Genomic DNA, 23516 nt, shown 5'->3' on the forward strand with positions numbered 1-23516 from the left:
ACGCGGCGTTGCCGGGCTTTTATTTACGGAGCAGACCGGAGATTAACCGCCGAACGCGTCTCGAAACGCCCGGGCGAGACGGTCCTGGTCGATTTCCCACAGGCTCGCGATGTCGGAGGCGACTTCGGCTTCCCACCAGTCCGCCAGCTTTTTGCGGTCGCTGCGGTGCTCGTGAATCCACAGCAGATTAAGCATCACGCGGCGGACATACAGTTCCTCGGCTTCCTTCACCTTGGCGTCGGGCACGTATGCCTTGAGCCGCTTGACGGTTCGGTACAATTCATTGCTGCACGCGCGCCTGATGACCCTGGCGGTAGGCAGCGAGCCGGCGTGCTTGCCCAAGTCGTTTTTCATGCAGAAGCGCTCCTCTCCGCGTTAATCTATGCGGTAAAGGAGCGCAGGGTTACGAGGACCGCCGGCTTTGCTGCAGACGATCGAGACGGTTATTGAACGACGAGATATCCGACCATCGGGACGCCGTCCTTCGGATCGCTATGCGTCTCGCAGACGATGGCGTAGGTACCGGCTTCCTTGGGCGTAAAGCGGACGATCGTCGTTTTTCCTTTGTTCACGGTCGCTTTGACGCCAAGTCCTTCGATCGTGAAGGGATGCGACTGGCCGTTGACGCCGGTGATGCGCAGCTCGACGGGCTGTCCTTTTTTGACCGGGATCGTGCCGGGATCCCAGCGATACGCCTCGATCTCTTGCCCGCTTTCGGTTGTCGATTTGAATTCGGTCGTAACGATGTAACGGACCTGCACGTCAGACGGCGGAGGCGCGGAAGCCGCCTGCGTCCGGTGCCACCCCGCGTAGGCCGCGCCAAGCACGACGATCGCCAAGGCTGCAATGTACCACTGAATTCTTTTTTTGCTGATAAACATGACTCTGCTCATATCCGCTCGCTCCTCTTCGGCTTTGTCCTATTGAATTTGTATGCACAGGCCCGTCCCCGCATGACATCGTTTCTACCGGGCCCCCGCCAAGTAGAATCGGGATGCGCGGATATGCTAGAATAAAAAAGGTTCCGGCCCCTACTTATATCGCGTTTGTCCCACGACGCAAATACGATGAAGAGAGCAGGTACATACGGTTATGATGGATACGGTACATGAATGGCTTAACCACTTGCTGCAATGGATCGAAGGTCTCGGTTATCTCGGTATCGTTATCGGTCTCGCCATCGAGGTCATCCCCAGCGAGATCGTACTCGGCTACGGCGGCTATCTGGTCTGGAAGGGCGACGTCAACTTCTGGGGCGCGGTCGCATGCGGCGTGCTCGGGGCGCTGATTCAGCAATGGATCTTGTATGCAATCGGCCGTTACGGCGGCAGGCCGATCGTGGACCGTTACGGCAAATTCCTGCATCTGAAGCCCAAGCATGTCGACAAATCGGAACAGTGGTTCCAGAAGTACGGGCCGATTATCGTGTTTACCGCTCGGTTTGTGCCTGTCATGCGACAAGTCATCTCCATCCCGGCGGGCATGGCCAGGATGAATCTGGCGCTGTTCAGCGGCTTGACGCTGCTCGCGTCCATCCCCTGGTCGATTTTGTTCGTCTGGCTGGGCAAGTCGCTTGGAGACAACTGGGAGCAGATCGACGAGAAGGCCGCTCCTTACGTACAGCCGATTATCCTGATCGCGCTCGCCGCACTGATCGTATACTTCGTTTATATTTTCTTGCGCAAGCGGGGCAAATCCGTTTAAGACGGATTGGCCTTCTTTTTTGTGTCTGAATTGTTTTCCTTTTGGCGCAGGGATTGCTACAATAGGATCAAGTTCATTTATGTTGTCGAAACGAGGGATATCGCATGAGCCAACAGCTCGCACACAAGTTTAACCAGGGCATCTCGCCGCGCGCTTTTATGGACGGGATGGAGAAGAACAAAGAAGAATTTAACGCCAATTACGACAGCTTCACGTGGCCGGACGCGAAGAGCCAGGCGTATTTCGAATCGCTTAACAACCGCGACGATCTCCGCGCCATGATCATTACCGCGGATTGGTGCGGCGATGCGCTGCGCAGCGTGCCCGTCGTGTTCCGCGCATTCGAGACCGCAGGCATCCCGACCGAGGTCATGATTATCGAGCAGCACTTCGATCTGATCGACCAGCACCTGACTTTGGGCGGACGTTCGATTCCGATCGTTCTCGTCACTGACACGGGCGGCGCTCTTCTGGGCAAGTGGGGACCTCGTCCGCAGCACGTCCAGGATGTCATGATCGCCTTCAAGGAAGCGAACCCGGACAATCAGGCACCTAGTTATCAGGACAATCTGTCTGTCGCGCGCAAAGAGATCGTCAAGCAGTACGGCGATGCCTCCGAGTACACGCCTGTTATCCTTTGGGAGCTGCAGGACGTGCTCGAACGCGTTTAAGGGAGTTTCACGATGCTGACATTCCAAGCCTTTCCGCTCGGTCCGCTCCAGACCAACGCCTACGCGGTCGTCGATTCCGCGCGGACGCGGGCGATTGTAATCGATCCGGGCACTGCGGATTCGGCGCTTGTGCGCAAGGTCGCGGGTCTTAAGGTCGAAGCGATTTTGCTCACGCATGCGCACTTCGACCATATCGGCGGCGTGGACGAGCTTCGTGCAAAATGGGGCTGCCCCGTCTATCTTCATCCGCTGGAGAAGGATTGGCTGACCGATCCGGCGAAGAACGGCTCCGCCCGTTGGAGCGACGTGACCGCGCCGGTCAAGAGCGGCCCGCCCGAACATACGCTCGAGGACGGGCAGAGGCTGCAACTGATCGGCGAGACGTTCGAGGTGCGCCATACGCCCGGGCATTCGCCGGGCAGCGTCAGCTTCGTGTGCGGGGACCTGCTGTTCGCCGGCGATGCGCTGTTTCGGCGTTCCGTCGGACGTACCGACTTGCCCGGCGGTCATCAGGATACGCTCACGAAGTCCATTCGCAGCAAGCTGTACACGCTCCCGGACGATACGCTCGTATTGCCCGGACACGGTCCCGAGACGACGATCGGAGAAGAAAAACGGGAAAATCCGTACGTTCCGGCGCTGTCTTAAGCGACCCGTTTTCTGGATTCCCCGGGAAATTGTCGAACAATGGAAAAAAAGGGGTTTACAACTCCGGCATTCCTCTGCTATATTGGCGGTACGAAGATATATGTTATTGCAACGGCTGCGAAGAACGCAGGCGACAGAGAGCTTAGTCTCTCTTGCGCCTGCGTTTTTTTGTTTGCTGTCGTCAAGGGAGGCTAGTCGTTTGAACAGAGGGAGACAGATCCGAATCAGCGTTTCCGCGGCCGTACTATCAGGCTTGCTTGTCTACGGCGTTTATTTGCTGCAGATGAGGCAGATCAGACTGACGGAGACGACGGAGGTGGTCGTGCCGAAGCAGTTCGTGCCTGCCGGTACATCGCTGGGCCGGGAGATGCTGACGAAGCTTCGCTTGCCTAGCGGCGCAGTTACCGATGAGATGATCGTCGACATGGACGATGCGGACGGGCTGGAATCTTCCGTTCCGCTGGGCGGCGGAGAGCCGCTGCTCGGGTGGAAGCTGGACAAGTTCCGGTTGTTGCCGCGAGTCGGCGAGGCGACCTTTCAGTTGCCGCGGGACTACGTAAAGTCCGTTTCAAGCGGCATCAGGGCGGGCGACCGGGCGATCGTGTACCTGTCGGCGGAGGGCGGCGCCTCGCGGAGGCTGTTCGCGGAGCCGGTCGTCGTGGCGGCGGTCAAGACCGCTTCGAATCAAGAGATCGACAGCCCGAAGAGCTCGAATCTGCTATCCATGGCCGAAGGGGACAAGGAGCGGATGTATGCTTCCAGGCGGGATGCAAACGGCACCATCGACGCCGTCAACCTCAACTTGACCGAAGTGCAATGGCTTGAGCTGGACAACGCATGCAAGGAAGGGAAGTCCAAGCTGATCGTCGCCTTCGACGCATCGTCGTTCGAGTCGGGGGAGGCGTCGGGTTCATGAGCGGCCAACGGGGATCGCTGATCGCATTCGCGGGGTCGACGCCGAATATCGGCACTTCGCTCGCGGCATTCGGAACCGCTTACCGGATCGCTTCGGTGACGGGCAAGCGTGTCGGCTATCTGTGCTTGAACTTAAAGAGCGCCAAGACGCATCTGTATCTGGGTATCGATAGGCCCGAGATCACGCTCAGCGGCATGCGGCCGGAGCTGAAGTCGGGCACGCTGACAGGCTCGAAGCTTAGACAGTACGCATTTGCGCCTTCGAGGCTTGACGGCCTGCACGTGCTATTCGGCAACCTGGCGCGGGACCAAGCCGAGTATTACGAGCCCGAGCAGATGAATGCGCTGCTTGCGGCAGCGCGAGACGCATTCGATGTGACGGTGGCGGACGTGAGCGCCTATTGGGACAACGCCGCGACCGTATGCGCCATGCGGGCCGCAGATCACCGGTGTCTGGTGACGACCGGCAGCCTGACGCATTTCCAGGAGGACGTGAACCGGTGGACGGGGCAGGTCGGCTCGCAGTTCGGGCTGTCGCTTGCGAATTATCATCTAGTGCTGATGCAGAGCAAATACAGGCACGCGGGAGGGTTTGGAATGAAGGAAATTCGCAAGGAAACGGGAGCCATTTCACTATCAGAGCTGCAGCTCGCCGAGAGCGTACATTTGCAGCTCGACAGCGGGCGTCTGGACGAATGGCTGGCGGCGGACGAGCGCCATGCCTCCGCTTTCGATCCGGTCGCCGGCACGCTGCTGCGGCAGTTGAATTGGGAAGAACGGTTAAAGCGAACGGAGCGACCCTGGCTGCGTAGACTGCTGCAGCACAGGAGCAGAGGACGATGACAACTGTTTATCGGCAGGTCGACGAGGAACAGGACGAAGAGAGGCCCGATGCATCGTCCCGCTTCTCAGCAGCGGCTTACGCGGCGAGGCTGCAAGAGGGCGAGCAAGGTCTCGTGTCTTACGGCACCTCGGAGGAAATCGGCCTGGGTTCCGGCGGTCAGGACTTGGGGGCTTTGACGGAGGAAGCGCGGCACATGCTGGCGGCGCCGCGAGGCTTCAGCGACGAGGATCGAAGACGCTACGCGGAAAAGCTCAATCGGGCTGTAATCGGATTTCCGCAGGAGCGTCAGGAGCTGCTGGCCATTTTATCCGACTGGATTATAAAAAAAAGACTGCAGCATGCCAGCTTTGGTCCGCTGCCGTACGGCTCGCTCGCCGAAGCGTTATTCGCGGAGGTCATCGGCCTGAACGTGCTTGAACTCGTCCTTAAGAACCGGGAAGGGCTCGAGGAGGTGCAAGTCGTCGGCACGCGCATTTTCGAGGTGAGGGACGGCGTGGCGTCTCGTTCCCCCTTCAGCTTCAGTTCGATTGCGCAGGTGGAGCGGATTCAACAGAATCTGGTGCTGTTCAACGACGATTCGATCAGCCCCCGCAAGCGGTGGGCGGAGGTGCTGCTCCAGGACGGCTCGCGGGTAACGATGACCGGTTTCGGGTTTACGGCGCAGCCCTCGCTCACGATTCGTTTTTACACGGTCAGGCGCTTCGATCTGCAGACGCTGCTTAGACCGGAGTATCGCTCGATTGACGATTCTGTGTACAGGCTGCTCCGTTGCATCGTGAAGTCCCGGTTCAACATGGTCGTGATCGGGCCTACCAATACGGGGAAAACCCATCTGATCAAGGCATTGATCGCGGCGATGCCCGACGAGGAGCGGATCGTGACGATCGAGGGCAGGTACGAGCTGCGGCTGCAGCGGGATTTTCCCGACAAAAACGTCATCGAATACGAGGCGGACGAGGATGATCCGCAGCACGGCCCGCAGCAGGCATTCAAGCTGGCTCTGCGGCAGTCGCCTCAGCGTATCTGTCATGCCGAGATCCGGGACGCCGATGCCAATATTTATGTTCGCGCCTGCACACGGGGACATGAAGGGAGCATTACGTCCGTTCATGCGAACAGTCTTGAGGACGTGCCGGACGCGATCACCGATATGTGCATGCAAGATGGTAGGGCCATGAATGCGGCAAGATTAACCCGAAGGATCGCAGAGCATGTCACGCAGATCGGGTTCGAGATGCGGATGGTCGGCGGCAGCCGCAAGCTGGTCAGAATCGGGGAATACGTCTGCAGCGGCGACGCGATCGAGGTTTGGGATTGGGCGCGTTACGACGAAGCCCGGGATACTTGGAAGCTTACGGCGGAGCTGTCGGAGCGGGCATGGGAACGGATCGGCAGGCTCGATCCCGAGAGCTGCGCATGGCTTTGCAACGAACGAGAGACGAGTTTATGTTGACGGCGTGGCTCGGAACGGCTGGCTGCTTGTTATTTTTGCTGCTGTTCGCCGCGCTGAGGGCAATATTCGCCTTGGCTGAGGATAGCCACAGCCGTACAAAGCGGCTTGGAAGGGAAGAAGCGGCGGATCTTCCCCTAGATACGAGCATCGTGTGGCTTCGACCGTTGTTCACGCATTTGGCGGACATGATCTCAGCGTCCGGCTGGCGGATCAAACCGAGCGCTTTTTGGAAATCGGCTTTTGGGCTCGCGCTAGCGGGTCTCGCGGGAGGCGCTGTCGTTTTCCAATCCTTGCGCTCCGCCGCACTGCTTGGCGCGATGCTCGCTGTGCTGCCGTACAGTTTTTTACGGATGTCGCTGATCAACCGGCAGCTTTCCGCCAGGCTTAATTTCTTGCCTGCTGCCGAGCTGTTTTATCAATGCTACCTCGTGAACGGCTCCCGGCACGTTCGCACCGCGCTGCAGCGGATGGTCGAGGAGAGGCAGCTGCCGGGCGATACGCATGCCATCTTCGAAGAATTGTATCGTCAGCTGAACATCCATCACGATGACGAACGCACCTTAAGGCGGTTTTCGATGTCCATCGGGCATATTTGGGCGGATTATTTCTCGAGCCTGTTAGGCGTCGCTTTGAGCGAAGGCAACAACATCGCGGACAATTTGCGGGAGCTCATCGACGATATGAGAAAGGCGCGCATGGACGATCATGCTGAGCGCCACCGGCTGCTCGAGATTCGCTTGGCCAATTTTACGCCCGTATTTTTCCTTGGATTGTTCTTAGCAATCAATTTTCGGCTGAACGCCGAAGCCAGCACGCTATATTACTTTTCCGACCCCGGCGGACGAAGCATGCTGCTGAATGCCTTGGTGCTCATTTTCGGATCGTTTCTCATGGGATTGTACTTATCGAGGCGGAAAATGTGAGGCGGATCGCCTTATCTGTTCTTGAAAAGACGCTTTATTTCGCAGGGGGATTGGAGGTGGAAAAGGTTGGCGGGAGTGAGTCAGACCATTTACGAAGCCTTGTTATGGCTAGTCCAATTTTTAGCGGGCGCCGTCGGCGTTGCATATGTATTGCACGCAGTCACTTACCGAAAGCCACGATGGCGAGTCTCAATCGCCAACTGGCGAAAGCGCGGCCCGCCCGAGTGGTGGCTCCGGGCAGCGGGTTGCGGAGCCGAGAGCTCCGCCTTGCAAGAAAGACGGCTGCTGCTCGCCGGCTGCGGCATTCGAATCGATCCGGCTATTTATTTGGCAGCGAGAAGGAGCCTGATTTTCGTTTGTGTCATGGCGGCGGCAGCATCGGCTGCCTGCGAAACAATCGGCCTGCTATCCGGCATCTCGCTCTGGAAGTCATTGCCGATTATCGCGGTGCCGGCAGTCGTGGCGGCGTTCGACAAGACGTTGCTGGATTCGTTCAGGCGCTACCGGAGCGACCGGATTCGCCGGGAATTGATCGCCGTGATGAACCAGCTGATCTATTACATGGGCTCCCGCCTGCACCTTCACGGCAAGCTCATGCGGTGCATGTCCTATACCCGGATCATCCGGGGAGATTTTCAATTGCTGCTTAACGAATGGTACTACGATGCGGACAAGGCGCTCCTTCGCTTCAAGGAGAGGCTTGGAACCTCCGAAGGCTACAGCTTTGCCGAGACGATGCGATCGATGCGGCTGCACGAGAGCGAAGAAGTATACCGGATGCTTCGCGACGTGCTGGCCGAGTACAAAGCTGGTATCGAGCTTGCCAAGGCAGGGAGAAAAGAGACGGCCTCGTACGCACTGTTCGTGCTGGCGGGCCTGCCGATCCTTTATACCTTTCAAATTTTCCTGTATCCGTGGGTCCAGGAATCCCAGAAGCTGTTTGAAGTGTTGAAGCCATAACGTATGCTGGTACGTTGCCCGGCAAAGAAGGGAAAGGAGGTGCTTAATATGCGGAATATTCTGATTACTGTTATGATGTTGATCGTTGTCGCTCTGATGTTCAACGGCATCGTCGCCAACGACACGACGGGCACGAGAGCGCGTATCGAGACGCACGGCACAACGGCCAATACGACGCTTGGATCGATGGAGCCTTAAGGCGTTTTAAGGAGCAATGCTCAAAGGCAAGGAGGAATTCATCATGAGACAGCTGCTGATGACCGTGATGCTTATCCTGACCGTCGCGCTCATCTATATGAACGTGGCGGGAGGGGAGGCGGGCACCAAGGCCACGCTTCGCGATTCAGGCGCCGGAATGGCCGGCGCGATCGCCCGGATCAGTCCATGAAGCAGTTGCTCGTCTTTGTATTGTTCGCGACGTTGTTCTGCTGGCTGATGTTCTCTCCGGTATACAAGCATGTGGTCGTGCTTCGACAGTCGCTGCTGCAGCAGGAAGTCGATTATATGCTCGAGATCGGAGCGAGCGGGCGATACGGCTATATCGATGCGACCATGATCGGCGACTCCCGTATGCGATTGTCCGGGTATGGATTCAAGCCCGAGACTCTTGAGTACGAGGTGACGACGACAAGCGGCATGCCAGGGACGGATCCCGCGTCGCCGCTTGAACGTGGCGACGGTCTGCGGCTGGTCATCCGTTACCCGTACGACGGTCTGATGGACATCGACAGGCTCATCGGCGTGGCCCCGCCTTCCGGTACGGCCCGAATGGCGGCTGCGGGCATGAAGATGAGCGAATTCGTTCCCTAAAGCGAAGGGAGAGCTTCGCCAGTGCATAAGCTATTTTTCGGCTTCCTTATGATCGTCCTCTGGTGGCTGCTGCACGCGATGCAGCTAGAAGAGGAAACGGCGCTCGGCACTTTACACGAGGGTAAAAGGGCCGTCGACAGAGCGGCGCATGCGGCAGCCCAGCAGGTGGACGAGCTGAGTCTGGAGGCGGGCACGCTTTCCATTGATCCGGTGCGCGCGGAAGCGGCGGCACGCGCTTATCTGGCAGCCAACCTGCGGCTGGCTTCCGATTTGTCTCCCCTTAGCGGGGGATGGATGGAGTCGGCGCCCGAAATCGTCGAATTCGCCGTGATCAATGAGCGCCATGCCTTCCCTTATACATATCGCAATGAGGCTTACGATTACGAGGTTACGCTTCGCCGGCCAGGCATCGTTATGATCGTTCATCTCTCCTGCCCGCGCATCTTCGGCGTCATCGATCCGATCGAATGGGATTTAAAAGGGGCGGCTGAGCTTGTCTTCGCTTGAGCGTGGATAATCACCCGTATGTGATAAACTAGAGAAAAGCACATACGATAGGGGAAATCCGATTTGAACGAGACAACGCGTCGCTTGGCCCAAGAGCTGTTGGAGAGGCGTTTCCGTCTTCAACGGCAAATGACCGGAGGCGGTCTGCAAGCTTGTTTGATCACACAGAACGTAGGCATGTATTATTGGTCGGGATCGATGCAGACCGGTTATTTATTTATTCCCGCGCAGGGCGAACCGACTTATTATGTGCGCCGCAGCTTGAACCGGGCGATCGGGGAGTCGGCCGTCAAGACCGTGCCGCTTGGCTCGTTTCGCGCATTTGGCGAGACGCTGGCTCGCGATTACCCGGAACTGTTCGCAGATGGCCGCCGTCCATCGGTTGGCGCAGACCTGGACGTGCTTCCCGCGCAGACGTATCTGCGGCTGCAAGAAGCGGCTCCGAATGTGGAGCTGCGCGACGGATCTGCCGTGATGAGGCAGGTCCGCTCAGTGAAATCGGATAGCGAGATTGCGCTGATCGAGACGGCAGCCAAGGCGGCTGCGGCTGCGCTCGATCTGGCGCTCGGCCGCATTCGCGAAGGCATGACGGAGCTTGAGGTCATGACGATTCTGGAGAGCGAGCTGCGTAGGCACGGGCACATCGGTCTCATGCGGATGCGCGGCTACAACCAGGAAATTATGACGGGGATGGTCGCGGCGGGAGAGGCAGCTGCCCAGCCCTCTTACTTTGACGGGCCGGCCGGCGGCAGGGGCTTGTCGCCGGCAGCGCCGCAAAGCGCAAGCCGAAGGCCGATCGGAGCGGGCGAGCCGATCTTGCTCGATATCGGATGCTGCATCGACGGCTATACGATCGACCAGACTCGAACGGCCGTTATCGGCGAGCTGGACGAAGAGCTTTCCCGCGCGTATGACGTCTCGGTGCGCATCCTCAGGCATACAGAATCCCAGCTGCGCCCCGGCGCATTTCCGGAATCGCTGTATGCGGAGGCTCTTCGGCTGGCGGACGAAGCCGGATTGGCGGCGCATTTCATGGGCTTCGGCGCGGATCAGGTACGCTTCCTCGGCCATGGAATCGGGCTCGAGATCGACGAATGGCCCGTCCTCGCCCGCGGGTTTTCAGATCCGCTCGAACCGGGCGTCGTCCTCGCGATCGAGCCCAAGTTTACGTTCCCCGGCCGCGGTGTCGTGGGCATTGAGAACACGTACGCAATTACCGCCGACGGCTTTCGTACGCTGACGGCGTCGCCGGAACGGCTGTACCGTCTTCCTCTCCACCCCTGACAAGTCTATTGCTCTTGGACAATCGCTGCGTTATCTAGTAGGATAGTAGGATAAGCAGCTACGATTTATGTCCGCTTGATCAGGGGAGGGAGAAACGGCATGCTGAAGCTGGGGGAGAAGATCATCATCGTAAACGACCGTTTCGAGCAGAATATGCCCGTCGGCGAATACGGCTATGTCATCGCCTATGACCGCAACAACGACAGCGCCTTCGACTATATTATCCGGGTTCCGAACGCGAACCGTCAATATTATGTGCCGGCATCCGACGTCGAGCTGGAGGAAGTGTTACTCGAGCTTGAAGCGGAGCGGATCGGCCGCGAGGCGCTCATCGACTATGCGCTCGCAACGCACAACGCAGAGTTGTTCAAGCGCATTATGAACGGCGAGCTTGAAGAAGAGACCGAGGAAGAGACGCCGCGCGAGGTGCAAAGCCGCGAGGATTTCATTCGGCTCGTCAACCTGAAGGCGTGGATCTAACTGTCATAGCCGCAAGAAAAGAAGCTTCCGAATTCGCCCCGGGCGAATTCGGAAGCTTCTTTCATAATTTGCGTCTGTCGCTCGTGTTCATTGCTGCGGCGCGGCCGATTTGATCTCGACGTCGATATCGCCGCGGGTCGCTCTGGAGTAAGGACACACTTGATGCGCTTCGTCGGCCAGCTGTTGAGCCTGTGCCGCATCGACACCGGGGATGGACACGTTAAGCATGACGGACAGTCTAAAGTCCGCGCCGTCCCCTTTGAATAGGGAGACCTCGGCAGCTACCTCCGAGCCTTCCGTCTCGATTCCTTTATTTTTGGCAATCATCTTCAGCGCGCTGTGAAAGCAGGCCGCATAACCTGCCGCGAACAATTGCTCGGGATTCGTCGCGCTGTCGGCGGAATCCGACGGCTGGGACAGCTTTAAGTTGAGCTTGCCGTCGGACGATTTGACGAACCCTTCGCGGCCGCCTCTCGAAGTCACTTGCGCCGTATAGATCTTGTTCATTTTCACATCGCTCCTTTAATAATTATGATGGGCTCAGACGGAGACTGTCGAAGCGGTACGCTCGAACCTGACCGGCATGGGTACGGGGGATGGGCGGCCGAACAGATAGCCCTGCATGAGCGGGACCCCCGCCTCCCGCAGATAACGCCATTCTTCCTCGCGCTCGACGCCCTCGGCCAGCACGACGCCATGGAAGCGGGAAGCCCGCTCCAGCACATCCTCAATCCGGCGCTGCTTGTCCGCGTCGCCGTCGCAGCCCGCGACCCACTTGCGGTCAAGCTTGATGTAGTCCGGCTGCAGCTGCTCCATCGCTTCGACCGTGGCGAACTCGTCGCCCAGGTCGTCCATTGCGAGGCGGATGCCCATGTTGCGGTATGCCGCAAACACTTTATTCAGATGCTTCACGTCGTCCAAGCGCTCCGTCTCCACGACCTCGAACACGAAGTCGGCCGGATCCATGCCGCTCATAATGATGCGTTCGAACGTCTGCTGCAAGCATTGGTCTGGTCGGTAAATCGAAGAAGGCAAAAAGTTGATGAACTTCTTGACGCCTGCCGGCAACTGCCGCGAAGCGACACGGATGGCGCTGTTCCGCGCCTCGCGGTCGAGGAAGGAGTGCAGGCCGGCTTCGCGAGCCGCCTCAAACAGCTCCGAAGGCCGGAACGGCGGCTGTTCGGGCAACGGACGCAGCAGCATTTCATAGCCGATGGGCGACCCGCTTAATTGCACGATTGGCTGCATATAGCTTGAAAATCGCCGGTTCGCGATATAATCGACGACGCGATGGGAACCGAAACCGGTCAGCAGCCGCGCTGCCTGTACCCATCCGTCGCTCTCGTCCGGCATTGACGCTTCTGAAGGTTCTTCGTAGAATATTCTGCATTCCGCAGATTGCTTCTGCGCGTCCGTCAGTTTGCGGTCCGCGGCGTTAAGCATCTGAAGGAGCTGCTGGTATGTGTCGTACCGAACGCTCCAGTAGCCCGCATCTCCCGGAGGACCGAGCAACTCCCTCAACGTCCGGGCAGCGCCTGCATCCCTGTCCGCTCTGAATTCAACGTAGCCGCTGTCGCGCAGCGGCGCCTGCCGTTCGAAGGCTTGACGAGTCAACATCAAGACAACCTCCCTATTTTTATAAATGGCGTTTAACTCCCGACTACCCGTTTATTCGATCTAAGTATTTCCCCGATTATCGCTCTTATGAAACAATTCGGAATGCCCGCGCGCATTGAGTTCCCCCGGCATGTCCGATATAATAATGAGAATTGAAAGGGTATTGAAGCAAAGGAGAGAAACGGCCCATGAGCATCACTGCGAAGGACGTCGAACATGTCGCCAACCTGGCGCGCTTGACACTTACCGACGATGAAAAAGCGCAATTTACGGGACAATTGAACGCCATCCTTAAATATGCCGAAAAGCTGAACGAGCTCGACACGGCCGGCGTCGAACCGACAAGCCACGTTTTGCCGCTGTCGAACGTCATGCGCGAAGACGCGCCCAAGGCTTCCTTGCCGATTGAAAAGGTGCTGCGCAACGCGCCGGAAGCCGAAGACGATCAATTTAAGGTTCCGGCCGTACTGGAATAGAACAACTCCGAGGAGGAAGCTGCATTGTCGCTGTTTAACCTGAGATTGTCCGAAGTGCACGACAGGCTTCATCATAGAGACTTATCCGTTCAGGAGCTCGTCGAGGCTTCCGTAGCCCGGATTTCCGAGACGGACGCGAAGGTCGGCGCGTTTCTGACGCTGAACGAAGAGGGCGCGCTTGCCCAGGCCAAGGAGATGGATGCCTCCGGCGAGACCGAACGAGGGTTGCTCTACGGCCTGCCCGCCGGGATCAAAGACAATATCGTCACCGAAGGGCTCCGCACGACTTGCGCTAGCCAGTTCTTGTCCAATTACGATCCGATTTACGACGCAACAGTCGTAGAGAAGCTGAAGGCCGCTCAGTCCGTCACGATCGGCAAGCTGAACATGGACGAATTCGCCATGGGCGGCTCCAACGAGAATTCTTCGTTCCAGCTGACGCGCAACCCCTGGGACGTAGATCGCGTGCCCGGCGGCTCAAGCGGCGGATCCGCGGCTTCCGTGGCGGCCGGTCAGGTTTATTTCTCCCTGGGGTCCGATACAGGCGGCTCGATTCGTCAACCCGCCGCTTATTGCGGCATCGTCGGCCTGAAGCCGACATACGGTTTGGTCTCGCGCTACGGTCTCGTCGCGTTCGCGTCGTCGCTCGACCAGATCGGGCCGCTGACCAAGAACGTCGAGGATTCGGCATACGTCCTGCAGGCAATCGCAGGCCACGACAAGCGCGACACGACGTCGGCTAACGTCGAGATTCCCGATTATACGGCTGCGCTGACCGGCGACATCAAGGGGCTTCGCATCGGCGTCGCCAAGGAATACCTCGGCGAGGGCATCGATCCGCAGGTCAAGGCGCGCGTGATGGAGGCGCTCAAGACGTTCGAATCGCTCGGCGCCGTATGGGAAGAAGTATCCCTGCCGCATACCGATTATGCGATCGCTACCTATTATTTGCTGGCTTCGTCCGAAGCATCCTCGAACCTCGCGCGGTTCGACGGCGTCCGCTACGGCGTCAGAGCGGAGGATCCCGCCAACCTGCTGGATCTGTACAAGAAGTCCCGCAGCGAAGGCTTCGGCCCCGAAGTCAAGCGGCGGATCATGCTGGGCACATACGCGCTCAGCTCCGGCTATTACGATGCTTACTATAAAAAGGCACAGCAGGTTCGCACGCTCATCAAGCGCGATTTCGATCAGGCGTTCGAGCGGTTCGACCTTATCGTAGGACCGACGGCGCCTACGACGGCGTTCCGCATCGGCGAGCAGGTCGGCGATCCGCTGACGATGTACCTCAACGATATCTGCACCATTCCGGTGAGCCTTGCAGGCGTGCCGGCGATCAGCGTGCCCTGCGGTCTGGCGGACGGCCTGCCCGTCGGTCTTCAGATCATCGGCAAGCCCTTCGACGAATCGACCGTGCTGCGCGCGGCCCACGCCTTCGAAGGCATGACAGAATTCCACAAGCTGCGCCCGGCGCTCTAATAGGAGGAACAACCACTCATGTCCACCGTATCCCCATACGAGACGGTCGTCGGCCTCGAAGTGCACGTGGAGCTGCACACGAAGACGAAGATCTTCTGCGGCTGCGAGACCTCGTTCGGGGCGTCGCCCAATAGCCATACATGCCCCGTGTGTCTAGGCCATCCGGGCGTGCTGCCCGTACTGAATCGCCAGGCGGTCGAATACGCGATGAAGGCCGCTATGGCCATCAACTGCGAGATCGCCGATTGGTGCAAGTTCGACCGCAAAAACTATTTTTATCCCGATTCGCCCAAGGCTTATCAGATCTCCCAATACGACGAGCCGATCGGCTCGAACGGTTGGATCGACATCGAGGTCAATGGACAGACGAAGCGGATCGGCATCACCCGACTGCACTTGGAGGAGGATGCGGGCAAGCTGACGCATATGGACGGCGGCCTAGGCTCGCTCGTCGACCTCAACCGCGTCGGCACGCCGCTCGTCGAGATCGTCTCCGAGCCGGACATCCGCTCGCCCGAAGAGGCCAAGGCGTATTTGGAGAAGCTGAAGGCGATCATGCAATATTGCGACGTTTCCGACGTCAAGATGGAGGAAGGCAGCCTGCGCTGCGACGCCAACGTCAGCATCCGCCCTTGGGACCAGGAGAAGTTCGGCACGCGCACCGAGCTCAAGAACATGAATTCGTTCCGCGGTGTGCAGCGCGGCCTCGAGTACGAAGTCATGCGTCAGTCCGACGTGCTGGACGGCGGCGGCAAGGTCGTGCAGGAGACGCGCCGCTGGGACGAGTCGCAGGGCAAGACGTTCAGCATGCGCTCCAAGGAAGAAGCGCACGACTACCGTTACTTCCCGGATCCGGACCTGGTGCGGGTGCAGATCGACGCGGACTGGAAAGATCGTGTGCGGGCTTCTATTCCCGAGCTTCCGGACGCCCGCCAATCGCGTTATACGCAGGAGTACGGATTGCCGTCCTATGACGCCGGCGTCATTACATCGTCGATGAAGCTGGCCGATTTCTTCGAAGAATCGCTTAAATATACCGACGATGCCAAAGCGTCGGCGAATTGGATCATGGGCGATCTGCTCGGCTACTTGAATGCGAACAATCTGGAGATCCAGCAGGTGCCAATCACGGGCCAAGGACTTGGCGAGATGATTCAGCTCATCGCCAAGGGCACGATCAGCTCCAAGATCGCCAAGACCGTCTTCAAGGCGATGCTGGAATCCGGCAAGCTGCCGCAGCAGATCGTCGAAGAGCAAGGGCTCGTGCAGATCAGCGACGAAGGCGCCATCCTGGCGATTGTCGACCGGATCGTCGAGGCCAATCCGCAGTCGGTCGAAGACTTCCGCGGCGGCAAGGACAAGGCGATCGGCTTCCTCGTCGGACAGATCATGAAAGAAACGAAAGGCAAGGCCAACCCCGGCCTCGTCAACAAACTGCTCATGGATCGTTTGAAGAATTCATAAGAATGGCTAGAGGAGGCGGCATACCCGACAGCAGGGAGGCCGTCTCTTTTTAAAGTCTTCATGAGGAGCTGGAGCAATGCCAACGATTGAGCGGCTGGACTTGACCAGCCAGGACAACGCCAGCGATCTCTGGCGCCTACAGCATGCCGCTTACCGGATCGAAGCCGAGCTGATCGGCGTGCCCGACCTGCCTCCCCTGCACGACACGACCGCCTCCCTGCAAGCGTCTGAGGAGACGTTCTGGGGGTGCAGAGACGAGGAAGGGGAGTTGGTCGGAGCGATCGCGGCGGATCTTGCCAAAGACGGCTCAGGCGTCATCAGCCGGATGATGGTGAATCCGGACCATTTGCGCCAAGGAATCGCAGGAGCGCTGATTTCGCATATGATGCAAGCATGGAATGAAGTCGCGGATTGGGAGGTCACGGCCGAGGCGCGCAACCTTCCCGCAATCGCGCTGTACGAGCGCCACGGTTTTCAGGCGGCCGATACCTTCCATCCCCGCGAAGATATTACAATGATCACCTTGAAGCTGCGGGCCAAGACCTAAGTCGGGCATCCCTCCCCGACGGGAAGCCGTTGCCGCTGCAGGCGATCCGCAAGTAAAATGTGACTTATAAGGCGTGATACTGACTTGGACAATCCATGGGTTATCGATGATTGGCACCTGATGCTTCGCCTCCTGCTGTCCGTGCTGCTCGGCGCCTTGATCGGCTACGAGCGCGAGCGCAAAAATCATGCCGCAGGCTTACGCACGCATACACTCGTCAGCTTGGGCTCCTGCTTGATCATGCTGCTCTCGATCTACGGCTTCTCCCAATTTACCGGCCAGTACGGCGTGAACCGGGATCCGGCGCGGCTTGCCGCGCAGGCGATCACGGGCATCGGCTTTCTCGGCGCCGGCACAATTTTATTTACGGGCAAATCGATCAAAGGCTTGACGACGGCCGCATCGCTGTGGGTCGTCATGGCGATCGGGCTTGCAGTGGGAGCCGGCTTCTACTTGGGCGCATCGTTTACGGTTTTTTTGGCGCTCGCCGTGCTGTGGGGGCTGAACGTCGTCGAAAAGCGCTACGTCGCCCATCCCAGAGAGTTCGTGTTCACCATGGCGGCGCAAGCCGACCGGGAGCTCACGGAGCCGATTCGTATGCTGCTGGAGACGAAGGAAGCCAAGCTGATCAAGGTTCAATTCGATGAGGGTGCGTTTGAGGTCAGAGGAGAGAGCAGTATCCGGATCCGATTGACGATTCGGCTCGGCGATCCACTGCAGGCGGTGTCGCTCGCGGAGCAGCTGCGCAGGCTTGAGGGCATCCGGACCGTGTCCGCGGAGTAGCGCCAAAATTGATGTCGGGGGATGAATGATGAATAACGAGAACAGTGATTGGCAGCAGCCACAGGTACAGCGGTCCGATGCCACGCAGGGTCCCTCCGGGGAGACAGTCTGGACCGACCCGGGAACGCTGCCGTATCCACCCGGTTACGACCAAAGCACGGTGTCTTCGGCGCACAAAAAGAAGAGCAAGTTCCTGGCGGGATTATTCGCTTTTATTTTTCCGGGAACCGGCTACATGTACTTGGGGCTTATGGGAAAAGGCGTCATGATGATGCTGCTTCTTGCGCTCAACATATGCGGTGTCGTCTTTGTCGTCCAGGAGATGGAGGGGAACGTGCTGACCGTCGTGCTCGTGAGTCTGCTACTGCCGATCATCTATTTGTACAATCTGTTCGATACGCTGCAGAGCGCCGATGCCGTAAACGAGCGGATCGCCTCCGGCGGTTACCTCTACCGTCAGCCGCCGTTCGGCTGGGACGGGCGTCCAGCTTCGCGTGCCGAAGGCGACTCGCGCGCTTTTCCCGCGCTAAGTCTCGTGCTGCTGGCTGCAGGTGCGGCGATCCTGCTCGGCTCCTCGAACATTCGCTGGCTGTTTCATTCGGCTGGCGCGATGATCGGCGCGATCGTATTGATCGGGGCCGGCGCCGCGCTCTGGTTATGGGAGAATCGCGGCCAACAAGGCCGCAAATCTTAATTTTTCAGCAGGGCCGTCACGATCGTGGCGGCCTTTGCCATTGACAGCGCCTTTTTAAACCGCTTAAAATATAGTTTAACCCGAAGGAAAGGCTGTGAGGAGCATGGAAACCCGGATCTATCATGCCGTGGACCAGCTCAAATCCGGAGGCGTCCGGATGACGCCGCAGCGGTACGCGATTTTGAAGTACTTGATGGAGTCTACCTCGCATCCGACGGCCGACGATATTTTCAAGTCGTTGTCCCCGGCTTATCCTAGTTTGAGCGTAGCTACCGTTTATAACAATCTGAAGCTGTTCGTCGATGCCGGATTGATTCGGGAGTTGACCTACGGCGATGATTCCAGCCGATTCGATGCGGACTTGTCCGATCATTATCATGCCATTTGCACCGGATGCGGCGCGATGGTCGATTTCGATCACGATCCGGTCGTAGAGGTCGAACGCGCTGCAGCGGAGCGTACGGGGTTTCTCGTGCAAGGACACCGTATGGAGATTTACGGCCTATGTCCTTCTTGCCGTGGGCTAATATCCTGACTTTTCTATCAACTTGACGAATACGTGCATAGATCGCGCCGGGCATCCGGCGCGTTTGTCATATCGCGGGCAAATATTGGTCGAAACCTCTGGCGCCTTTCTTTCGTCCTTTTATAGAATAGAAATAGGAGAGTGAGAGATTGCAGACGACGATGATAGGCGGACGCGGCAAACGGCGTAGAAAATGGACGCCGATATTAGGCCTCTTGCTGCTGTTTTGCCTTTCCGCCGCCGCGGCGGCGTTCGCATGGTGGTCATCCCAACCGAACCGGGATCACGAGAAGCCCGATTATATGGCTCAGTCGCATCCGATCATGAACAAGGGAGATTGGACCGGCGATTACGCGTTGGGAGAAGGAGAAGGATTGTGGATTCCGCTTCCGCTCGCCAAAGAATTGATCGGAGACGGCGTGCGGTACGAGACCGAGACCGAGTCCGTTATTCTGACCTCGGATACGAGCGTGCTTCATTTTACGACGGGCAAGCTGAGCGCGACGCTCAATGCAAAGCCTTTTAATATGAGCTTCGGCGCCAAAAAAGCCGAGGATGGGACACTTTATCTGCCATTCGCGCCACTCCAGCAGCTTTTCGGATTAACGGCGGTGACGGATTCGACTACAGGCATCGTTACCCTTGCCCAGCCGGGGCTGGCGATTCAGAAGGGCGAAGCGCCGGCTGGAAGCAAAGGTGCCAAACTGCGCAGCGGCGCGGGCAAGTCGAATCCGATCGTGGAAGATTTACAGGCCGGCCAGAGCGTTATCGTATGGGGAGAGGAAGCGGGCTGGTATCGCGTCCAGTCTGCCTCAGGCTACCTTGGCTATGCGAGCAAGCGCGACATTGCGCTGATTGGCGTAGAAGAGACGGCCTCCGGCGCAGTCACCGAACAGGGCGAGCCGTACGTGCCGTGGAAGGTGACCGGCAAGCGAATCAATCTGACGTGGGACGCTATTTATAATGTAATGCCGGATCCGGCCAAAATCGGGGACTGGAGCGGCGTCAATGTCGTCAGTCCGAGCTGGTTCTCACTAACGGACGGCAAAGGCAACATTCGCAGCAAGGCCGATGCGGCCTATTCCGCTTGGGCGCGCAACAAAGGCATGCAGGTATGGGCAATGTTCGGCAACTCGTTCGAACCCGATATTACGCATGAAGCACTGTCCTCATATGCATCCCGCAATTTAATGATCCAGCAATTGATCGCATACGCGCGAACCTTCAGGATACAGGGCATCAATCTGGACTTCGAAAACGTGTATACCAAAGATAAAGACAACTTGATTCAATTCGTCCGCGAGCTCACGCCGATTATGCATGAACAGGGCTTGTCCGTTTCGATCGACGTAACGCCAAAGTCCAATAGTGAGATGTGGTCGGCTTACCTGGACCGCGGACGCCTTGCCGCTGCTGTCGACTATTTAATCCTCATGGCTTATGACGAGCATTGGGCGGCTAGCCCGGTGTCTGGCTCTGTCGCGTCGCTGTCGTGGACGGAAAATGCGATTACAAAAATTTTGAAAGAAGATGGCGTAGCGCCGGGCCAATTGATCTTGGGCGTTCCGTTCTATACGAGGGTATGGACTGAGAAGACGGATGATCAAGGAAAAGTTGAAGTTTCGTCCAAAGCGATCGGCATGGACGCTGCGCAGCAGCTTATTAAGGACAACAAATTAACGCCTTCTTTATCCGAGGAGACGGGGCAGCACTACGTCGAGTTTAAGACCAATGGCGTAGTGCAGCGCATCTGGCTTGAAGATGAAGGCTCGATTCAAGCCAGAGTTCAGCTCATCAAAAAGTACAAGTTGGCGGGCGTAGCTTCCTGGAACCGCGCATTTGCCTCGAACGGCATTTGGAGCGTGCTGGATAAGGCGCTTCAGAGTTATCCGTAAACGTGAGACGTTTTATTGCAACAGAAAGGGCGCTTGCCGCGAATGCGGCGAAGCGCCCTTTCTTATACCGTCGTCGGAGTGGATTCGTGTTCATTAGCGATCGAAGCGTTCGTCGCCTGGGAAGCATCCCACGTTAGGATCGTGTGGCAGTACATGCAACGGTCGGTTTTGCCGAGCATTTTCGTGCGTTTGCCGCATTCCGGACACTCGATGACCGGTGCGCTCGTCGATAACATTCCAACCCAGAAGTAGATGAACATGCTCGCTCCGCAAGTGAGAATGCCGATGACCATAAAGATCGCGGCGATGATCTTCCCGACTTGTCCGAACAGGATGATGCCGCTTGTCCCGAGAACCATGAGCCCCATCCCGCCGAGCACCAGCAGCAAGCCCCAAGTGCGCATCGTCGATATTTTGCTGGCCTTCATTTTCATTGCCTAATTGCCCCCATGATCTTAATTCGCCTGTCGGCAGGAAACTTGCGCCCGGCGTAGAATTAAAATTAATTGTCGAGCTTTTCCTCGAATAGAGATATCTCATTATAGCCTACAAATAGCAGGCAAGCCACTTCAAAGCCTGACTACGGTGGTGAAATTTCTTGAAGCGTCTCGAAGACACTAATCTATTTTATACGGCACTGTTCGGCTCGGACGAGCGGCTTTGCGGGCTCCTGCTTGTGAAGAACCTCGAAGGCTCCCCTTCCCTGATCGACGGCATGGATCGTTTGATTCTTGCCTTGTACGACGATGGGTACATCGAAGGCAAAGCGTCTGCTGAGCACTGGAAGTGGGGCGACATGACGATACTTGTGCGCAGGTCAACGCCTGAGCGGCTGAGCGCCTGGATCGCGGGCGCAGCGCATTGGCAGCCGTTTTTTCAATGGATGAACAACGGCGAAGTGCTGCTCGACAGGGACGGCTACCTCGCCAACACAAGGAACAAGCTCGACCGATGGCCCGAACAACTGCGCGAGAGACGTCTTATCAGCGAGTATTCGAGATTTCTGAGCGCCTACTTGCAAGCCAAGCAGAACTTGAAGGATCAACACGCGATGGATGCGTATACGAATATATTGGCGGCGCTTAATCATTGGGCTCACATCGCTATTATTGAGGAGACGCTTCATCCCGAGCCGAGCTTGTGGGAACAGGTAAGACGCGTGAATCCGGGAATATTTAAGCTTTACGACGAATTGACCTCGAGCGGAGAAACCATGGAGCAACGGGTGAATCTCGTCATTCTTGCCGTCGAGTTTGCCGTTCTAACGAAGATGAAGTCCTCGTCGTCGCTCCTTCTGCGCATTTTGCAGAGCCGTCCGGAGCCATGGAGCCTATCCGAGCTGCAAGATCATCCGGCGCTGTCGGATCTCCATCTTGAACTATCCCCATTGCTCCGCAAGCTTGCGCACAGAGGATACGTGGCTGAGATCGCGAGAGGGGTCAAGGAACACGGGCTCCATTTGCTTGATCTGCGTTATACCGCGTCCGGTTTCGAATAATCTCCATTTTATACGCAGAGTCTTCTTCGGAGGGCTCTTTTTAACGAGAGAATCATTTCAGACTGCTGGTTCAGACTTTATTTCAGACAGCTTGCGGTATGTGGAGCGGGAGGCTATAATCATTTTTATTGATAACGATTATCATTATCGGAATTTGAGGAGCGATTATAGATGTTTCGAAACTCATCCCGCATGGAACATTTGCTATTTCACCAGTCCGCGGTTCGAACGCTGGACGATCGCAAGCTGCTCATTTCTCCTGCAGGCCGGGGGCTTTGGAGGTCTTCCGAAGAGGGAGGATGGGAAGCGTTCATGGAAGGCATACCGTCGAAGGTGCACGTAAATCGTCTCGAGCCGGCTTCCGATGGCCCCATCGTCGCCTGCACGAATCATGGACTATACAGTCTCAGCAGCGGCCGCTGGTCCGATATGCGACTGCCCTTCGTCTGTTATGCGTACAAAGAAATCGGCAGCATCGGATTTGCGGCAACGGAACGCGGGCTCTGGTGCCGGACCCAAAAGGGCTGGAAAAACATCGCTTCCACCGAAAATCCGGTATACGACTTGTTTGCTACGCCTCATTTTATTTTTCTGGCTCTGCCCTGGGGGATAGCCATGTATGATCGCTTAACCTGCGCTTGGGAGCAGTTTTCGCTTAAGACGGCGATCGTGCGACTGGCTGCGATGGACGGTGCGCTCCTTGGAATCGCGGAGAGCGGGGAGATCGCCTTAGGAGATCTTAAAGGCGGTTTCGATAAGCTTCGCATGCCCGGCATTTTTGCTTTTAATGCAGTTCGTCTGGGACAAAGCCTCTACTTCTGCACGGATCGTGGCCTGTACAGGGCGGCGAAGATTCGCGGTCAATTCTCGCTTGTATCCGTATCGCTGGGGTGTCCGGTGACCGATGTAGATATGAGGGAAGGGCAACTGCATATGGCTACGCTCAATGAAGGCATTCAGACCATTCCGTGGAATTAAAACAAAGCTCGAAAAAAATCGAGATTTGGTGTTGACGGAGCTTGTACTTCTGTGATAAATTAGTTCTCGCCGCCTTCGACAGAAGGATACGGCGAACGGCAGCAAAAAAGAAGATGTTGAGCGGTTGAAAAAAAGTGCTTGCATTGAACTCGGCTGCTGTGATATATTATAAAAGTCGCCGCTGAGAGGTCATCGAGAAATAGGCCGAAAGCAAACGACAAGATTGCTCCTTGAAAACTGAACATCGAGCGTTAAAACAAACGGACGCTGAAGCCTTTCGAGGCGGAAGCAAAAGTTATACCAGCTTTATCATGAGCAAGTCGAACTACCCTTTATGGAGAGTTTGATCCTGGCTCAGGACGA

General features: G+C 57.4%; 29 protein-coding genes. 24 read left to right on the forward strand and 5 right to left on the reverse strand.

The genetic code is table 11. The features are described from left to right. Positions 1–42: 42 nt before the first annotated feature. Both ACFSR7_RS32815 and ACFSR7_RS32820 read right to left on the reverse strand, forming a co-directional pair. Complete coding sequence (locus ACFSR7_RS32815) at positions 43–354, reverse strand: dehydrogenase (RefSeq protein ID WP_378168870.1); 312 nt, start codon at positions 352–354, stop codon at positions 43–45. Between the two features lie 89 nt (positions 355–443). Next, positions 444–893, reverse strand: a complete 450-nt coding sequence (locus tag ACFSR7_RS32820) for a cupredoxin domain-containing protein (protein WP_378168871.1) — start codon at positions 891–893, stop codon at positions 444–446. A gap of 202 nt (positions 894–1095) precedes the next feature. Here ACFSR7_RS32820 and uptA point away from each other — a divergent pair, with 202 nt between their 5' ends. The 14 genes from uptA to ACFSR7_RS32890 all read left to right on the forward strand — a co-directional run bounded on the left by uptA (position 1096) and on the right by ACFSR7_RS32890 (position 11199). After that, the gene (uptA, locus tag ACFSR7_RS32825; protein ID WP_378168898.1) at positions 1096–1704 is read left to right on the forward strand and encodes an undecaprenyl phosphate transporter UptA; all 609 of its coding nucleotides are present in this window, start codon (positions 1096–1098) and stop codon (positions 1702–1704) included. Between the two features lie 104 nt (positions 1705–1808). Then, positions 1809–2375 (forward strand): thioredoxin family protein, encoded by a 567-nt coding sequence (locus ACFSR7_RS32830; RefSeq protein ID WP_378168872.1) that lies wholly within the window; start codon positions 1809–1811, stop codon positions 2373–2375. A gap of 12 nt (positions 2376–2387) precedes the next feature. Next, the gene (locus ACFSR7_RS32835) at positions 2388–3023 is read left to right on the forward strand and encodes an MBL fold metallo-hydrolase (protein WP_378168873.1); all 636 of its coding nucleotides are present in this window, start codon (positions 2388–2390) and stop codon (positions 3021–3023) included. A gap of 199 nt (positions 3024–3222) precedes the next feature. Further along, the gene (locus ACFSR7_RS32840) at positions 3223–3939 is read left to right on the forward strand and encodes an SAF domain-containing protein (protein WP_378168874.1); all 717 of its coding nucleotides are present in this window, start codon (positions 3223–3225) and stop codon (positions 3937–3939) included. Then, positions 3936–4781 (forward strand): CpaE/TadZ family protein, encoded by an 846-nt coding sequence (locus ACFSR7_RS32845; RefSeq protein ID WP_378168875.1) that lies wholly within the window; start codon positions 3936–3938, stop codon positions 4779–4781. Before ACFSR7_RS32840 ends, ACFSR7_RS32845 begins: the two co-directional genes overlap by 4 nt. Next, the gene (locus ACFSR7_RS32850) at positions 4778–6235 is read left to right on the forward strand and encodes an ATPase, T2SS/T4P/T4SS family (RefSeq protein WP_378168876.1); all 1458 of its coding nucleotides are present in this window, start codon (positions 4778–4780) and stop codon (positions 6233–6235) included. Before ACFSR7_RS32845 ends, ACFSR7_RS32850 begins: the two co-directional genes overlap by 4 nt. Further along, positions 6229–7158, forward strand: coding sequence for a hypothetical protein (locus tag ACFSR7_RS32855; RefSeq protein ID WP_378168877.1), 930 nt, complete (start codon positions 6229–6231; stop codon positions 7156–7158). The genes ACFSR7_RS32850 and ACFSR7_RS32855 overlap by 7 nt, the downstream gene beginning before the upstream one ends. Before the next feature lie 267 nt (positions 7159–7425). Continuing rightward, a complete protein-coding gene (locus ACFSR7_RS32860) occupies positions 7426–8118 on the forward strand; it encodes a hypothetical protein (RefSeq protein WP_378168878.1) in 693 nt (230 codons plus the stop codon). Between the two features lie 48 nt (positions 8119–8166). Next, the gene (locus tag ACFSR7_RS32865; RefSeq protein WP_177244168.1) at positions 8167–8316 is read left to right on the forward strand and encodes a hypothetical protein; all 150 of its coding nucleotides are present in this window, start codon (positions 8167–8169) and stop codon (positions 8314–8316) included. Positions 8317–8359: 43 nt separating this feature from the next. Beyond that, a complete protein-coding gene (locus ACFSR7_RS32870) occupies positions 8360–8506 on the forward strand; it encodes a hypothetical protein (RefSeq protein ID WP_378168879.1) in 147 nt (48 codons plus the stop codon). Continuing rightward, on the forward strand, positions 8503–8928 hold the full coding sequence (locus ACFSR7_RS32875) for a hypothetical protein (protein ID WP_378168880.1): 426 nt from the start codon (positions 8503–8505) through the stop codon (positions 8926–8928). The genes ACFSR7_RS32870 and ACFSR7_RS32875 overlap by 4 nt, the downstream gene beginning before the upstream one ends. A gap of 21 nt (positions 8929–8949) precedes the next feature. Then, the gene (locus ACFSR7_RS32880; protein ID WP_378168881.1) at positions 8950–9435 is read left to right on the forward strand and encodes a hypothetical protein; all 486 of its coding nucleotides are present in this window, start codon (positions 8950–8952) and stop codon (positions 9433–9435) included. Between the two features lie 63 nt (positions 9436–9498). After that, positions 9499–10719, forward strand: a complete 1221-nt coding sequence (locus tag ACFSR7_RS32885) for a M24 family metallopeptidase (protein ID WP_378168882.1) — start codon at positions 9499–9501, stop codon at positions 10717–10719. Positions 10720–10818: 99 nt separating this feature from the next. Next, on the forward strand, positions 10819–11199 hold the full coding sequence (locus ACFSR7_RS32890) for an ATPase (RefSeq protein WP_378168883.1): 381 nt from the start codon (positions 10819–10821) through the stop codon (positions 11197–11199). An 87-nt stretch (positions 11200–11286) separates the two neighbouring features. On the opposite strand, the gene ACFSR7_RS32895 is transcribed toward ACFSR7_RS32890, so the two are convergent. Both ACFSR7_RS32895 and ACFSR7_RS32900 read right to left on the reverse strand, forming a co-directional pair. Beyond that, complete coding sequence (locus ACFSR7_RS32895; protein WP_378168884.1) at positions 11287–11706, reverse strand: organic hydroperoxide resistance protein; 420 nt, start codon at positions 11704–11706, stop codon at positions 11287–11289. A 33-nt stretch (positions 11707–11739) separates the two neighbouring features. After that, positions 11740–12816 (reverse strand): EAL domain-containing protein, encoded by a 1077-nt coding sequence (locus tag ACFSR7_RS32900; protein ID WP_378168885.1) that lies wholly within the window; start codon positions 12814–12816, stop codon positions 11740–11742. Between the two features lie 188 nt (positions 12817–13004). Here ACFSR7_RS32900 and gatC point away from each other — a divergent pair, with 188 nt between their 5' ends. From gatC to ACFSR7_RS32940, 8 genes are all read left to right on the forward strand, one after another. Further along, positions 13005–13292 (forward strand): Asp-tRNA(Asn)/Glu-tRNA(Gln) amidotransferase subunit GatC, encoded by a 288-nt coding sequence (gene gatC, locus ACFSR7_RS32905; RefSeq protein ID WP_378168886.1) that lies wholly within the window; start codon positions 13005–13007, stop codon positions 13290–13292. A 24-nt stretch (positions 13293–13316) separates the two neighbouring features. After that, positions 13317–14768, forward strand: coding sequence for an Asp-tRNA(Asn)/Glu-tRNA(Gln) amidotransferase subunit GatA (gene gatA, locus ACFSR7_RS32910; RefSeq protein ID WP_378168887.1), 1452 nt, complete (start codon positions 13317–13319; stop codon positions 14766–14768). An 18-nt stretch (positions 14769–14786) separates the two neighbouring features. Continuing rightward, positions 14787–16232 carry an Asp-tRNA(Asn)/Glu-tRNA(Gln) amidotransferase subunit GatB gene (gene gatB / locus ACFSR7_RS32915; protein WP_378168888.1) on the forward strand — a complete coding sequence of 482 codons (1446 nt, stop codon included), beginning with the start codon at positions 14787–14789 and terminating at the stop codon, positions 16230–16232. A gap of 76 nt (positions 16233–16308) precedes the next feature. Then, entirely contained in the window at positions 16309–16779 is a 471-nt protein-coding gene (locus ACFSR7_RS32920) for a GNAT family N-acetyltransferase (protein WP_378168889.1), read from the forward strand. Between the two features lie 84 nt (positions 16780–16863). Then, positions 16864–17562, forward strand: coding sequence for an MgtC/SapB family protein (locus tag ACFSR7_RS32925; protein ID WP_378168890.1), 699 nt, complete (start codon positions 16864–16866; stop codon positions 17560–17562). A 28-nt stretch (positions 17563–17590) separates the two neighbouring features. Further along, on the forward strand, positions 17591–18256 hold the full coding sequence (locus ACFSR7_RS32930; RefSeq protein ID WP_378168891.1) for a hypothetical protein: 666 nt from the start codon (positions 17591–17593) through the stop codon (positions 18254–18256). Between the two features lie 103 nt (positions 18257–18359). Beyond that, on the forward strand, positions 18360–18791 hold the full coding sequence (locus tag ACFSR7_RS32935; protein WP_378168892.1) for a Fur family transcriptional regulator: 432 nt from the start codon (positions 18360–18362) through the stop codon (positions 18789–18791). Between the two features lie 140 nt (positions 18792–18931). Next, complete coding sequence (locus tag ACFSR7_RS32940) at positions 18932–20677, forward strand: glycosyl hydrolase family 18 protein (protein WP_378168893.1); 1746 nt, start codon at positions 18932–18934, stop codon at positions 20675–20677. Positions 20678–20739: 62 nt separating this feature from the next. Here the strand turns inward: ACFSR7_RS32940 and ACFSR7_RS32945 are convergent, their stop codons facing one another. Then, on the reverse strand, positions 20740–21111 hold the full coding sequence (locus ACFSR7_RS32945) for a DUF2614 family zinc ribbon-containing protein (protein ID WP_378168894.1): 372 nt from the start codon (positions 21109–21111) through the stop codon (positions 20740–20742). 164 nt (positions 21112–21275) lie between these two features. Here ACFSR7_RS32945 and ACFSR7_RS32950 point away from each other — a divergent pair, with 164 nt between their 5' ends. Both ACFSR7_RS32950 and ACFSR7_RS32955 read left to right on the forward strand, forming a co-directional pair. Next, positions 21276–22175 carry a nucleotidyltransferase-like protein gene (locus ACFSR7_RS32950; RefSeq protein WP_378168895.1) on the forward strand — a complete coding sequence of 300 codons (900 nt, stop codon included), beginning with the start codon at positions 21276–21278 and terminating at the stop codon, positions 22173–22175. Positions 22176–22346: 171 nt separating this feature from the next. After that, positions 22347–23153 (forward strand): hypothetical protein, encoded by an 807-nt coding sequence (locus tag ACFSR7_RS32955; protein ID WP_378168896.1) that lies wholly within the window; start codon positions 22347–22349, stop codon positions 23151–23153. Positions 23154–23516: the final 363 nt, after the last annotated feature.

It is taken from the genome of Cohnella sp. GCM10020058 (assembly GCF_042683485.1).
Classification (GTDB): domain Bacteria; phylum Bacillota; class Bacilli; order Paenibacillales; family Paenibacillaceae; genus Cohnella.

Bases quoted from the DNA above. Each gene is read 5' to 3' on its own strand.
- ACFSR7_RS32835 (WP_378168873.1), top strand. From the start codon at position 2,388: ATGCTGACATTCCAAGCCTTTCCGCTCGGTCCGCTCCAGACCAACGCC.
- ACFSR7_RS32850 (WP_378168876.1), top strand. From the start codon at position 4,778: ATGACAACTGTTTATCGGCAGGTCGACGAGGAACAGGACGAAGAGAGG.
- ACFSR7_RS32865 (WP_177244168.1), top strand. From the start codon at position 8,167: ATGCGGAATATTCTGATTACTGTTATGATGTTGATCGTTGTCGCTCTG.
- ACFSR7_RS32895 (WP_378168884.1), bottom strand. From the start codon at position 11,706: ATGAACAAGATCTATACGGCGCAAGTGACTTCGAGAGGCGGCCGCGAA.
- ACFSR7_RS32820 (WP_378168871.1), bottom strand. From the start codon at position 893: ATGAGCAGAGTCATGTTTATCAGCAAAAAAAGAATTCAGTGGTACATT.
- ACFSR7_RS32890 (WP_378168883.1), top strand. From the start codon at position 10,819: ATGCTGAAGCTGGGGGAGAAGATCATCATCGTAAACGACCGTTTCGAG.
- gatB (WP_378168888.1), top strand. From the start codon at position 14,787: ATGTCCACCGTATCCCCATACGAGACGGTCGTCGGCCTCGAAGTGCAC.
- ACFSR7_RS32830 (WP_378168872.1), top strand. From the start codon at position 1,809: ATGAGCCAACAGCTCGCACACAAGTTTAACCAGGGCATCTCGCCGCGC.
- ACFSR7_RS32935 (WP_378168892.1), top strand. From the start codon at position 18,360: ATGGAAACCCGGATCTATCATGCCGTGGACCAGCTCAAATCCGGAGGC.
- ACFSR7_RS32945 (WP_378168894.1), bottom strand. From the start codon at position 21,111: ATGAAAATGAAGGCCAGCAAAATATCGACGATGCGCACTTGGGGCTTG.
- ACFSR7_RS32900 (WP_378168885.1), bottom strand. From the start codon at position 12,816: ATGTTGACTCGTCAAGCCTTCGAACGGCAGGCGCCGCTGCGCGACAGC.
- ACFSR7_RS32875 (WP_378168880.1), top strand. From the start codon at position 8,503: ATGAAGCAGTTGCTCGTCTTTGTATTGTTCGCGACGTTGTTCTGCTGG.
- ACFSR7_RS32855 (WP_378168877.1), top strand. From the start codon at position 6,229: ATGTTGACGGCGTGGCTCGGAACGGCTGGCTGCTTGTTATTTTTGCTG.
- gatC (WP_378168886.1), top strand. From the start codon at position 13,005: ATGAGCATCACTGCGAAGGACGTCGAACATGTCGCCAACCTGGCGCGC.
- ACFSR7_RS32955 (WP_378168896.1), top strand. From the start codon at position 22,347: ATGTTTCGAAACTCATCCCGCATGGAACATTTGCTATTTCACCAGTCC.
- ACFSR7_RS32920 (WP_378168889.1), top strand. From the start codon at position 16,309: ATGCCAACGATTGAGCGGCTGGACTTGACCAGCCAGGACAACGCCAGC.
- uptA (WP_378168898.1), top strand. From the start codon at position 1,096: ATGGATACGGTACATGAATGGCTTAACCACTTGCTGCAATGGATCGAA.
- ACFSR7_RS32870 (WP_378168879.1), top strand. From the start codon at position 8,360: ATGAGACAGCTGCTGATGACCGTGATGCTTATCCTGACCGTCGCGCTC.
- ACFSR7_RS32815 (WP_378168870.1), bottom strand. From the start codon at position 354: ATGAAAAACGACTTGGGCAAGCACGCCGGCTCGCTGCCTACCGCCAGG.
- ACFSR7_RS32930 (WP_378168891.1), top strand. From the start codon at position 17,591: ATGAATAACGAGAACAGTGATTGGCAGCAGCCACAGGTACAGCGGTCC.
- ACFSR7_RS32845 (WP_378168875.1), top strand. From the start codon at position 3,936: ATGAGCGGCCAACGGGGATCGCTGATCGCATTCGCGGGGTCGACGCCG.